The organism is Streptomyces sp. NPDC015125, from assembly GCF_043080045.1.
Lineage (GTDB): Bacteria > Actinomycetota > Actinomycetes > Streptomycetales > Streptomycetaceae > Streptomyces.
In genome coordinates this window covers 41529-53677 of the sequence record NZ_JBIBVF010000032.1, presented here as the reverse complement: position 1 = coordinate 53677, position 12149 = coordinate 41529, and the positions used below count along the sequence as shown (strand labels likewise).

The window sequence follows — 12149 nt, the reverse complement described above, 5'->3', positions numbered from 1 at the left end:
TCATGGGAAAGGTGGACGGGTTGGATCCGCGATCAACAGCGCTGCTGGTTATCGACGTACAGCAGGGCTTCGTCAACCAGCACAGCCGCGATGTTGTCCCGACGGTCGTGCGGCTGGTGGACGGCTGGCGAGCAGCCGGCGCTCCGGTGGTCTTCACCCGGTTTCACAACGCGCCAGGCTCGCCCTACGAAACGATTTCCGGTTGGAAGCGGCTGCGCACCGCCGAGGAGCAGGCGTTCGTGAAGGATCTGGCTCCCTTCATCGACAACTCGGCCCTAGTCATCGACAAAGCTCAGGCGTCAGTCTTCACGCTTGAGGGATCGCAGCTCATCCAGGACTTCGGCTGGAGTGACCTGGTGCTGTGCGGTATTGACACCGACGCCTGCGTGTACGACTCCGGCACCGCTGCCTACCAGCGGGGCTACCGGCCGTGGATCATCACCGACGCGTGCGCCTCCAGCGGCGGCGCCCAGTACCACGAGGCCGCCCTGCTACTCGCGGCCCGGAACCTGGGCGCCGATCAACTCATCACCAGCGACGTCGCTCTGTCTCGAATCAGCGGAACTGGGGGGATCCAGTGAGTACACCTTCGCTCGACGCCGATGTCCTGGTGGTGGGGGCAGGCCCCGCTGGCGTGGCGGCCGCTCTTATGGCCACCAGCCTCAACATGAAGGTGCTCGTCGTGGAGGCCGACAGCGTCGGCGGTAAGCTCCGGACCATCGGTGCGCTGGAGAACGTCTCCGGCAACTGGACGACGGGCCCCCAGCTGGCCAAGGCCCTGGCCGCAGATCTGGCACGCCTCGAGCAGGCCGGTCGATGCTCACTGGTCTGCTCTCGCGCCGTGGGTGTCAAGGGGCACGCCGACCGAGCGGAAGTTCTCCTTGCAGACTCCCGAGTGCTCAGCGCCCAGACGGTTGTGGTCAGCACGGGCGTGGCAACGATGACGCCCTCCGACACCGACTGGGTCAGCGCCGCTCCCTCGTTGTCTACGCCTCCGCTCTGGCGTGCAAAGCCCGAGCAGCTCGGGCCGCGGACGTACGTTCTTGGGGGCGACAGGCCGCTCGGCACCTGGCTGCGGGCTCATCCTCAGTCCTCTGCCATGCTCCACGTCCTCGCCCCGCCGACGGACGACTACAAGCTGGCGGAAGTGTCAGGAGACGATCGTGTTCGGGTAGTTCCGGTTTCTCACGTCGTCGTTTCGCAGACCCCTCACGGAGCCGACTTCATCGTGGAGGTCGAGAATCGCCGAGGAGAGCGCAGCACCTACGCCGCAACAGCGGTGCTGAGCAATCTCGGGAATCGGCCGGCGGCTCTCGAAGGACTCGCGGTGGACGAGGCCGGATACTGCCCGCCGGAAATGCAGCACTTCCGGATTTTCATCGCCGGGGATCTGCGGTCGGTTCGGTTTCAGCGCATCACCACGGCACAGGGCTCGGGAGCTGAAGCAGCTCTGGCGCACTACTACTCCACCGCGCTTCAGCGGGACATGCTCCAGGTCCGCTGCGCCGCCAGCGACGACACGACCAGCCGAGCAAGGAGCCAATTGGCTCCGGCACGACACCTAAACAGCCAATCCGATGCTGGAACACCTGCTGGTCGCGCCGCCGGTGTATGGGCACACGGCCCGCGATAGGGTGTCCGACACTGATCAAAGAAAGTGGCCCCGTCGACGATGTCGAGGGGCCACGGGGCCAAGGACCTTGTAGGAGGGGTCCGAAGCCTGCCGAACCCTTTAATGCGACTGAAAGGGCGTCGACGTGATTAGGGTACCCGTACCCTCCAGACTCATCACAGCACCCCGCCGTGGTGCCAGCAGCCGTATGCCGCTGGCCCTTCGGTGGGGTGTTCGTGCTGTCTGGACGGCGCATCCCGACCAGCCCTCTTTGGAGGGGGCGGGATGACATAGGAAGTGGGGCGGCCTGAGCCGCCCGGGACGCTCAGCTCCAGGTGTTGGCGCACCTCAGCTGGCGTCCCCCGTCACCAGAGGGGTTTGGCAGCCCCTCTGAAGGGATTGTCCGCCCGGTAGGAGCCGGTCGAACAGTTCGAACTTGGTTCGGGAGAACCACAAAGCACCCGAGGGGCTTCGTCATGCCCTCCAGCTGGAAGCTCAGGAGGCGCTGTCATTTTGCAGCACCCGTCTATCTTTTGCCAGCCCAACCATGACCGATTGGCCTGGAATGGGCGTTCTATCTTTCCCCGTCGGTCGGTTTTCGCCACTCGTCCTGCCGGATTCCAGCCAGTCAACGGTGGCGGTGTCGTCCTGGCGTCCCGCCCTGCGGACTGTGGGATGAGGTTGGTGTTTCGCCGGGTGGGAGCTGCGGCCTGCGCGAAATCTGTCCACAGGACATCCGGGTCAGGGTGCTGGATGAAGATTTTTTCCGCAGCTGTCACATCTCGCCGTTCGACGGTCCCCTCTCTGTACGTGACCCCGTCGTACGCCGCCCCTGCTCAGTCCGCTCAGATCGACCTGTCCGGTTTGGATGGTGCTGTCGGCGGCATAACGCCTCTCCACACACCGACCATGTCCGCCGCCTCGTTCCGGGGGCACCTGTGAGTGCCGTCGCGGCGGCAGCCGCTCCGAGCGTTCGAGTGCCCGGTCCGCGGCGGCCGGGGCGGCGTCTGGTGTCGGTGCCGGCCTCCGGACAGCCGAGCGATGGCGGCCTGGGCGACGCGCTGCGCCTGGGGCGGGGGATGCGACTGCGGCTGCTCGCCGCGGTGCGGGCTCTGCTGGCGGACCCGTCGGTGGCCGGGCTGAAGGATGCACCGAAGCTGGCGACCGTGGTGCTCTACGCGAAGTCGCGGGCGCCCAAGGGCGAAAAGACCGACCTTCAGACCTCGACCTGGGGCGCGGAGTTGGGCCGCTGGCTGGGCGTGAAGGAGTCGACGGTCCACCACAAGGTGCTGCCGGCGCTGCGTGGCTCGGGGGCGGTGCGCACCCGGGTGGTGACAGATGCCAAGGGCCACCCGACCGGGCTGGACTGCTTGGTCATGCCGCTGTGGCACGCCCGCAAGAGTGGGGGGGCGGGGCACGCGCTGGCGCTGTCGAAGGCGGAGCTCGCGGTGTTGTTGCGCCTCATCGAGGCCCTGTTCGGCCCCGGTTGGGCGCCGAAGGACAAGGAGCCGACGCCGCCGGGGCTGCTGGCCGGCCGTAGGGGCAGGGGGGCGGCGACCGATCGGCTCGGGCTGCTGCTGATGGTGCTGAGCACGCGGGCGTCGGGCTGGCTGCAGCTGTGCGGTGGCTCGGTGAAGGCGAAGGAGGGGCGTGGTGCGGCGACGCTGGCGCGGTTGCTGGGCTGCTCGCCGTCCGGGGCGCGCAAGGTCCTGGCGCGGTTGACGGAGGCCGGGGTCGTGGCGCGGCAGCGCAAGGCGACGGGGACGCGGATGAACGGCCGGGGCCGGGTCATGATGCTGCCCGTCGCTCGCGCGTACGGCCGCACCCTGGCCCCTGTGGAGGCTGCTCAGGGCGCCAAGGCCGTGTTTTCGCAGCGTCCTGCTGGTGCAGTCGGAGATCAAGCTCCGACCGGTGCCGCTGGTGCCCTTGGGACGCCTGGGGTCTGCGGTGCTGAGGGCCCTGTGGGGGTGGCGGATCAGGAGCGTCCCGGTGGTGCAGAGCTCCACGCAGACCACGCTTCTGTGGCTAATCCTGTAGTTCCTGTGCAGCTCTCTGGTGGCTTTTCCGGCGAAGGCCGTGGGGGTGAGGGCCGTCGGCCGGAGCGCGTGTGCGTGCGTGAGGACCAGGCCGTCGGCGGCGAGACCACCGTCGCCGAATCGGCGCCGCCGGTGGCAGAGGTCGGCCCGCTGCGCGGGGAAAAGCCCACAGATTCCCCGGTCGATGAGCAGAGTGGGAAGCGTGCTGCCGGTCGTGAGGCCGGCGGCCGGCCGCGGGCCCTGGTGGGTGGAAAGGCGCAGCAACGGCGGAGGGTGAGCCTTCCGGATGATCTTGGTCTGCGGGTGGCTCTGAGGCCGGTCGCGGGATTGTGGGAGCGGCTGAGTGGCTGGCAGCAGGACCGGATTGAGGCCGCGGCGAAGGCGCAGGTGAAGCGGCTGGCGGGCATGCTGGTGCGGCCGGAGACAGCGCCGCAGCTGCTGGCCGACCGGCTCACCGACCGGCTGGCAGAGACCGGCGGCGAGGCCCTGGTCACCGGCCCGTTCGGCTGGCTGACCCACCGGGGCCTGGTGCAGCGGCCGGCCTGCTCGGACTGGCGCTGCGACGACGGGATCCGGCTGGACACCGGCAGCGATTGCGGAGCCTGCGGCAACGTGATCCACCTCCGGCGTGCCCGGCGGGCGAAGGTCGCGGCGGAGATCGACCGGGAGCTGCCCGGCCTGGGGGACGACGAGCGCCGCCAGGTCCTCGAAGAACGGTTGCGTGCGCAGGCGGCCATCGAGGCGGAGGACTTGGTGCGGCGGCGGGAGCAGGCGGCAGCCGAGGAGGCCCGGCGGGATGCCGCTCGTGCAGCTGCGCGGGAGCGGGACCAGCGCGAGCGGCAGGCCGCGGCCGCCGACGCCGAGCTCCGCCAGGCGCTGCCGTGTGAGGACTGTGGGCAGGACCGGTCGGCCGGGCTGTGCGAGGCGTGCGGCTACCGGCGCCGGACCGAGGCCCTGACGGTGGAAGCCGGCATGGTCGTGGCCACCTGCTCCGCCGACCTCGACGACCAGGGTGACGTCGCCGCCGTCGCCGCCCGCGTGAGGGCGGCGCTGGTGGCCGACATCGAGCGTGCCCGGCACGAGTTCCTGGAGCTGGTGGAGCCGGGCGAGCTGGCCGAGGACCCGGCCCTGGCGGCGTCCGCGACCGCCTTCGCCGCGCTCCAAGCGGTGCAGCAGGCTCTGCCGGAGTACCGCAGCAGCGCCCTCAACCGCCTTGGCCGGACCGAGGAAGCCGAAGCCGAGGCCCGGCGGGCGTACGCGACCGAGCAGAACCGGCGCTGGCACAAGCACAATCCGAACGGCGCGGATGCCATCGCCGCCGCGACGAAGGCCGCCGACGCCGCCCGGGAGCGCACCGCGCAGTACCTGCTGGCCGAGCGCCTGGAGCAGCTGCACATGCAGGCCGCCGCCCGCACCGGGACGACTGCGACCGCGTCGTGGAGTGACCGGCTGCCCGACCTTGCGATGCGCCCGCTGGACGGCGACACGGCCGGGGCGGTGCTCGTATGACCGGCGAGCTGAGCGGGGTCGACCTTGCGCGCCAGGCCCTGGTCGCGGCCCGGGAGGCGGCGAAGAAGAAGGGCGCCACCCGCACGGCGAAGCCGAAGCGACGCACGGGCCAGGTCGTACGCCGTGACGGTCGCGAACCGCTCGGGCTCGGCGCGGCGATCGGCATGATGATGACCGAGCGCGACATGGCCGCCCCGGCCGCTGGCGGCAGCGTCCTCGCCCGGTTCGACGACATCCTTGCCGCGGCCGCGCCCGAGCTCGCCGGGCATGTCCAGGCCGTGAAGTTCGACGCGGACACCGGCCGCCTGGACGTCGCCCCCGACGCCCCCGCATACGGCACGAAGCTGCGCTGGAGCACGCCGAAGCTGATCGCGGCCGCCAACGAGCAGGTGTCCGGGGTGAACGTCCGCACTCTGCGCGTTCTGCCGCCCGCGCCCGTGCAGGCAGGTCCCGCCGCAGCGGCTGCTGGCCCAGCCGCGCAGTCGGCGGCGCCGGCCGCGCCAGTGGAGCGCCGGACGCCGCCGGCCGGCTATCTGCGCGCGCTCGCCGCCCACCGTGCCAGCCGCACGCCGACGACCGTGGACCCGACGATCCAGGCGGCGGCCGAGCGGCAGACCCGCCAGCAGGCACGCGAACCGGAAGAGCTGTTCGGCGACGGGCAGGCCGCAACCCAGGCCCTGCGCAACAAGGCCACCAAGACCAGTTCGGCCGATGCCACATGGGCCCGAGCCCTGAGGCGACTGGCCGACGAGCGCGCCGGCCACACACGCCGTGACAACCACAGCGCAGTGCAGGACACGTATCCCGCAGGCCGCACCCGTAGAGTGCCGGCATGAGCCTGGACTCGCCCCGAGATGGGGTCACCCGGCCGGACTGGATGGTGCAGGCCGAATCCTGGTGGAAGGCGACCGTTGGGTCCACGCTGGCCCGGAACGTCGAACCACTGGGCATCGACCAGCAAGGTCGCCTGCATTTCCGCTGTGCGAGCGCCGCCTCCGGCACGCATATGCGGCTGCTCGCCAGCGGCCGTCTCCTGAAGATGCTCAACGACAGCCGGCCCACCGGCGCCCCCGTATTGCAGGGAATCGTCGTCCGCGTCCACACGATCCCCGATGCGCTCAAGGAGCTGTGGCCGCACCTGGTGGGCGCCGTCCTCGCGGAGGAGGTACGGATCACGCAGCTTCAGGACTGGGGGCGGACCCTGGCCACCGAAGCCGCCACAGTCCAGGCCCGTGACGAACTCGCCCTCCGTGCACCGCAGATCCTCGCCCGCTTGAAGGACGCGCTGCCAGACTGTGACATCACCAGCCTGTCTCCGAGCACCCTGCGGTCGGTATCGGTGCTGGTAGCTACCTCCCCCGACTTCACTGACCTCCAGGGCCTGGAGCAAGTCCTGATGGACACCTGGCACGACGCCACCCAGATCGCCGGCCCCGAGCATGCCCTGTGGTTGGAGCATGCAGGCGACACAGTCGCCGACCGGCACGTGGACACGTGGGCCTCCGGTGTCAATCCCCCGGCCCTTTCAGTTCCCCTGCTGGTGCACACCTTCTCCCGCAAAGCCGACATGAACCGCCATGGTCCAGACGCCTTCCGACTGCGCGACGAAGCACTCATCGCACAGCATCCCGATCTGTGCCTGGTGTTCACCGCACACCCCGACGAACCCATCCGGCTCGCCGGTCTCGCCCGTGACAAGAACATTCCCATCCGCTGCTACGTGCCGTGACGCCTTCCAACGGCTGTGAAAAGGCGCGCCCACCATGCCCCGAGCCGGGATCCTACGGACGGCGGGAGTCGGCCGCCCCCGGTACTGGGCCAGCCACCGCGGTCGCCTCCGCCCAGGAACTGGGCGAGCTCTCGTGGAGATCGCCAGGCTCACCGCGCTCTGCATCCGCCCGGCACGAGGTACACAGGCCGATGTACATCTCCCGGCTCCGCACATTGAGCTGACAACCACAGGCGAGACAAATGTCCGAGGGCTTCTGCTGATAGCCACACGAGGCGCACAGCCGTACACCCCCCGCCACGAAGACACGCGGAGATCCACAGTACTGACAGTCTTGCGGCCGGTTTCCCACCTCGTGATCATGGATGACGTGGGGCCAGGCAGAAGCTGGGTCGGGACGGAAAGTCGTGCGTGACGAGCGGCGCATGACCGGGAGATCGGCATCTGGCAGGCCGCTCTTGATCAAGCAAGAGGATGATGCCGGCGCGGGCTACGAAAAGAAGGGAGTCCGCGGCGCGGGCGGTTGGGAGCGCTGACCGCGGCGCCGATTGCTGTTACACAGCAGGCACGGCCCCCACCCCTCCGGCGCCACAGGGTCCACCGGCCCCTTCGGATGCCGTGCGCATCCTGTTCCCGAGATGGTCCCCCCAGCCATCGCGCCGACGGTATCCGCGGCCTGCAGCAGCACGCGGCGCAGCTCAGCAGCCTCCGCCAGCGAAGACCCCGGGCCCAGCTCGTAGGCAAGATCGTTGATGGTGGCGAGCTGGGCACGCAAACTCGTCAGCACGGTCTGAGCCAGCATCCGGTTCCACCTCTCGTTGCGGGCGGGGGTGAACATCCCACGTAACGAACCCCCTCCCCACCCGTCACGTCCTGTTGCTCCTACAGGTGGTGGGCGTCCCTTCGGAAGGCTCCCTTCCCTGTACGGGGAAGGGAGCCTTTGGGCTGAACGCGTGGCCCGTGGAGTCAGCCCAACCCCTTTCACCGGTCAACTCGTTGCCCGGAAGCCCAGGGAACTGACTCTGCGAGTTTTTTGCGAGTCCACGACGAGCTGGGCCGCTGACCGTACCCGTCAGATCCACAGATCGGAGAGAAGATGAAATCGGAGTAGACCGGCCGTTTTTGTCGACGGTCAAAGCAGCCCCCACCAGGCGGTGGCACGGATACGGTGAACTCCATGGTCACGGACGGGGTGTTGAACCGGTGGGGCAAAGAGATCGTGGCGAGCATTGCCACTGGTGTCGTAGCCGTGGCCCATTGCCGTGGGCATGCGTCCCCGGTCTTCGTCCTGGTGTCCGCGCTCGTCACTGGCGGGCTGTACGCCGGGCTGGAGCTCACCGCCCTGGGTAACTCGGGGCTCACCGGATTGTGGCGCCAGCAGATGACGTGGGACGTGTACCGGGATCGGGAGTGGGAGCCGCACGAGGCTGAACTGGCGGCCGAGGCGGAACAGATGCGCAGAGTCCATGCCCGGGTCACGCACTTCGCCGCCACGCACGGCATGCGCATCACCCTCGCCGTGACCGGCGCCCGGCTCGGCTGGGTGGGCGCCGCCGACTCCGCGCGCACCTCGAAGACGCTCGGCCACATCGAGCTGGGACACTTCTGGTTCTTCCCCGAGGGCGTGGCGAGCCTGCCGCATGTCCTCGAGCACGAGCTTGCGCACATCCAGCGCAACGACTCCGTCCGCCACGTGCTCTGGACCACGGTCGTCGCTGCGGGCAGCGTGACCTGTGCCGGACTCCTGCCGCTCCCCCACGCCGCCATCGCGATCGCCGCGCTTCTCGCGCTGCGTATCGCCGTGCGCTGGTGGACAGAGCTGGCCTGCGACACAATCGCGGCCCGCCAGTGCGGACGGCCCGCCGCAGTTCGCACGGTGACGCACTTCCTGGACGACCGCCGGGCCCTGCCTGCGCGGCTCCGCCACGTCTCCATGGTGGTTGCGCTGCGCACCCATCCGCCGCTGCTGCTGCGCCGCTGGTGGATCCGGCACGCACCGGCGCTCCCAGCCACGGATGTGGCAGCCCCTTCCGCGCCCTGGAGCATCGGACGCTGAGCGGTCCCACGATCCGACAGCCTCTGGCCTGGCCGTCTGTAGGTGCCGGTGGCTGCTGCTGGAGGCGACGAACTCCTCTTGTGTCAGCTCGCCGGGAAGTCCGTTCGTGCCGATGTCCTGCCAGGAGCCCCACTCGTCGTTGGGCCGACCCTGTTCGCGCAGCTGATCGCGGGCGCGGCCCAACATCCACGACACCAGTTGGGGCGGTGCCACTCCCCCGCGTCGCGCTCGAGGATGTCGCGGAACGGGGGCAGCCGCCCAGCGCGCCTGCGCGGTACGCGGCACGCACCCGCTGCGCCAGAACCACGGCGACTTGCGACGTCCAGGACGTGTCCTCGCGGGCGGCCTGGATCACGTCCCGCCGCTCCCCGTCCGACGGGCCACGCTGCTCACGGACCACAGTGCCAGCGCCGCGCCGAGAGCCGGCTGGAGTAGGTGCGGGAGGCCGCCGAGCGCCGGGTTGAGTAACGCGGCGCCACCGAGTTGCCACCGTCCGCATTGTCCACTGACCCGGTTTTGCAGCCGAGGGAGGCGCGGTGTTTCCACTGGAAACGCTAGTCTCGCCCCCGTACCGACTGCAGTCTCTGGAGATTCTATGGCAGGCGCGCTCCCGCGGCCCAAGCGTAATAGCACCAAGTCCAAGCCCGAGGTGGCTCCCGAAGAGGTCCTCTACACCGACACGGACCGCAGCGGGGACACCCTGGACCTGGAGCTTTCGTCCCTGTGCCCCAACCCCTTCAACAAACGGGCGAAGAAGGGCGTGCCGGAACTCGCCGCCACCATCAAGGAAGTCGGCCTGCTCCAGAACATCGCCCACATCAGGGCCGACGTCTGGCTGCAGACCTACCCGGAGACCCGGGACCAGATCACCGCCCCGAACGTGATCCTCTTCGGCGAACATCGCTGGCTCGCCTGCCAGGAACTCGGCTGGGAGACCATCCCCAGCGTGCTGCGCGACGACAAGGTGGAGGACGCGCGCCTCATCACCCTGATCGAGAATCTGCGCCGCGCCCAGCTCAGCCCCCTGGAAGAGGCCGAGCACTACCAGGCCCTGCGGGAGGCCGGCCTCTCCTACGAACAGATCGCGGAGAAGGTCGGCGAGACCGCCAATGGCGCGGTCTCCAAGGGCACCGTCTGGAAGCGGATCAAGCTCCTCGAACTCGCGCCCCCAGTCCAGGAAGCGCTGAGGGACGGCACCCTCAAGGTCAGCGCGGCCGAGAAGGCACAGCAGATGGACCACGACGACCAGGAGCACTACCTCGGTCTCGTGCGCGGCGGCGCCCACCCGGCAGAGGCACAAGCCCAGATCCTCGCCCGGCAACGACAAAACGAAGCCCCGGATCCCGAGACCACCGTTTCCACTGGAAACGGTGACGCGGAGTCGGCAGCCGATAACGCCGAGACCGTTTCCACTGGAAACGGCACGCCCGCTGCCCCACCGGCCCCCCGCAAGTCGAAGCAGGCCAAGCAGCCCTCGCCACGCGACAAGGACGACACCGACCGCCGCACGGCAGCCGCCGCCCGAGAAGCCTCCTGCCGCGCCCTGCTGGGGTCCACCGACGTGGCCGACCCCGCAAACAGCGACCTCATCCTGTCCGTGCTGACGGCCGCGGTGCTCGCGCCTCCGCAGCAATCCGCCGCGCAGCAGCGCGCCTTCGCCTGGCTGAAGGAGAGTGGCCGCCACAGCCTGGACGCCACCGACGCTCCGGCCTACTTCGCCGCCATACAGGATTCGGACGACGAAACCGCACAACGCCTCGCCGCCTTCGCCGCCGCCCTGGCGGCAGCCGAACTCCGCACCGCCGCCCGCCGGCAGTCCTGGGGGAGCCGCGAACGCAACCACGTCCGCGTCCTCCAGGAGCACACCGACTACGAGCCGCAGACCGAGTGGGAGAAGGCCGAACTCGGACTGGTCGACGCAGGAGGATCCCGATGAGCACCACCAGCGTCGTCGACCCCCGCTTCCGACCCAAGCGTCGGAACTGGCCCCTCATCTGGGCGTACATCATCGAATGCGGCGGGTCCACCAAGTCCACCAGCGCCACATCCATGGCCGTCACAGCCGCCCTGCGCGGATATCCCGGCGTCGTCTTCGACCTGGACAGCAACATGTCGTCCACCACCGTCCTCGGCTACAACGAAGACGCGCTCAAGGGCAAGAAGACCGCGATCGACCTGCTCTACGGCAAGGCCACCCTGGACCAGGTCGCGCTGCCCGCCCGCTACCGCATCGGCGATGGCGACGACCCCGAAGAAGACTTCGCGCCCATCCCGAACCTGCGCGTCGTGCCCAGCAGCCCGGCCATGGCCGGCGCGGACCTCGCCATCGCAGAAGACGCGGACCGCAACGACTGGTTCGCCGAGATCCTGCGCTCCTACGAGGGCGACGACACCGTCTTCTACCTGGACTTCCCAGCGAGCTACGGCAAGATGCCCTACTCCGTGCTGCGCATGCTGGACGAGGAAGACTCCGTCATCCCGTCGATCAAGGCCGACCCCAAGGACGTCAAGCTCGTCAAGCGGCTCACGGACGAGCTGGAGCGCATCCGGGACAAGAACCGCGGCCGTCGATCCGTCCCCGGCAGGCCGACGCTCAACCACCTGCTCCTCACTGGCACGCCGACGCCGACCTACAACGAGGCAGCGGCCCGCCGCGCCGCCGCAGCAGCCGAGGCGAAGTACAGCTCTGTCCTGCTGCCCTACATCCGGTACTCGGCCGACGCCAAGAAGCTCTACGAGGACGAGGTCCCGCTGCCGATCCTCCTGCCCAACTCGGTGCCCTCCGTGGACTACCGGAAGGTGATGACGCACCTCGGCTTCGTCGACCCGGCGTCCTGAGCGTTTCCACTGGAAACGGTGGCGGCCCCCACCTCTGCGGGTGGGGGCCGCCACCGTTGTGCGGTCGTCGTCCCAAGGCCAGGACAGCCGGTTGCGGCTCAGTAACTCCTCCAGGGAGCACGAAACCCCCAGCGGACGCCGGGGGTGTGGGTGCTTCGATCGGGTTGAAGGGGGCGGTGACGTGGTGCAGGGAACGGCGTCTTTGGCTGATCAGCGGAGGAGTCACGCGTGGGTGCGTGTGGGTTGACGGTGGAGTCGTCCGTTGTGGGGTGTTGAGGCGTGGGTGGCTGACTGCTGCGCAGCACGTGCACGGCCCCTTGTAGGGGCAGGAGGCGAAATATGGTGCCGCCGGATGGCGCGATGCTGTCT

At 69.3% G+C, this 12149-nt stretch carries 8 protein-coding genes; all 8 read left to right on the top strand.

What is annotated here, in order from left to right:
* Window positions 1-2 precede the first annotated feature (2 nt).
* Window positions 3-581 carry an isochorismatase family cysteine hydrolase gene (locus tag ACF088_RS39000; RefSeq protein WP_392380726.1) on the top strand — a complete coding sequence of 193 codons (579 nt, stop codon included), beginning with the start codon at window positions 3-5 and terminating at the stop codon, window positions 579-581.
* The gene (locus ACF088_RS38995; protein ID WP_392380725.1) at window positions 578-1633 is read left to right on the top strand and encodes an FAD-dependent oxidoreductase; all 1056 of its coding nucleotides are present in this window, start codon (window positions 578-580) and stop codon (window positions 1631-1633) included. The genes ACF088_RS39000 and ACF088_RS38995 overlap by 4 nt, the downstream gene beginning before the upstream one ends.
* A gap of 989 nt (window positions 1634-2622) precedes the next feature.
* Window positions 2623-5157, top strand: a complete 2535-nt coding sequence (locus ACF088_RS38990; RefSeq protein WP_392380724.1) for a hypothetical protein — start codon at window positions 2623-2625, stop codon at window positions 5155-5157.
* A complete protein-coding gene (locus ACF088_RS38985) occupies window positions 5154-5993 on the top strand; it encodes a DciA family protein (protein ID WP_392380723.1) in 840 nt (279 codons plus the stop codon). The genes ACF088_RS38990 and ACF088_RS38985 overlap by 4 nt, the downstream gene beginning before the upstream one ends.
* Complete coding sequence (locus tag ACF088_RS38980) at window positions 5990-6886, top strand: hypothetical protein (protein ID WP_392380722.1); 897 nt, start codon at window positions 5990-5992, stop codon at window positions 6884-6886. The genes ACF088_RS38985 and ACF088_RS38980 overlap by 4 nt, the downstream gene beginning before the upstream one ends.
* Window positions 6887-8063: 1177 nt before the next feature.
* Complete coding sequence (locus tag ACF088_RS38975) at window positions 8064-8942, top strand: hypothetical protein (protein WP_392380721.1); 879 nt, start codon at window positions 8064-8066, stop codon at window positions 8940-8942.
* A 595-nt stretch (window positions 8943-9537) separates the two neighbouring features.
* Window positions 9538-10878: a ParB/RepB/Spo0J family partition protein gene (locus ACF088_RS38970; protein ID WP_392380720.1), complete on the top strand. Its 1341-nt coding sequence runs from the start codon at window positions 9538-9540 to the stop codon at window positions 10876-10878.
* On the top strand, window positions 10875-11780 hold the full coding sequence (locus ACF088_RS38965; RefSeq protein WP_392380719.1) for a ParA family protein: 906 nt from the start codon (window positions 10875-10877) through the stop codon (window positions 11778-11780). Before ACF088_RS38970 ends, ACF088_RS38965 begins: the two co-directional genes overlap by 4 nt.
* Window positions 11781-12149: the final 369 nt, after the last annotated feature.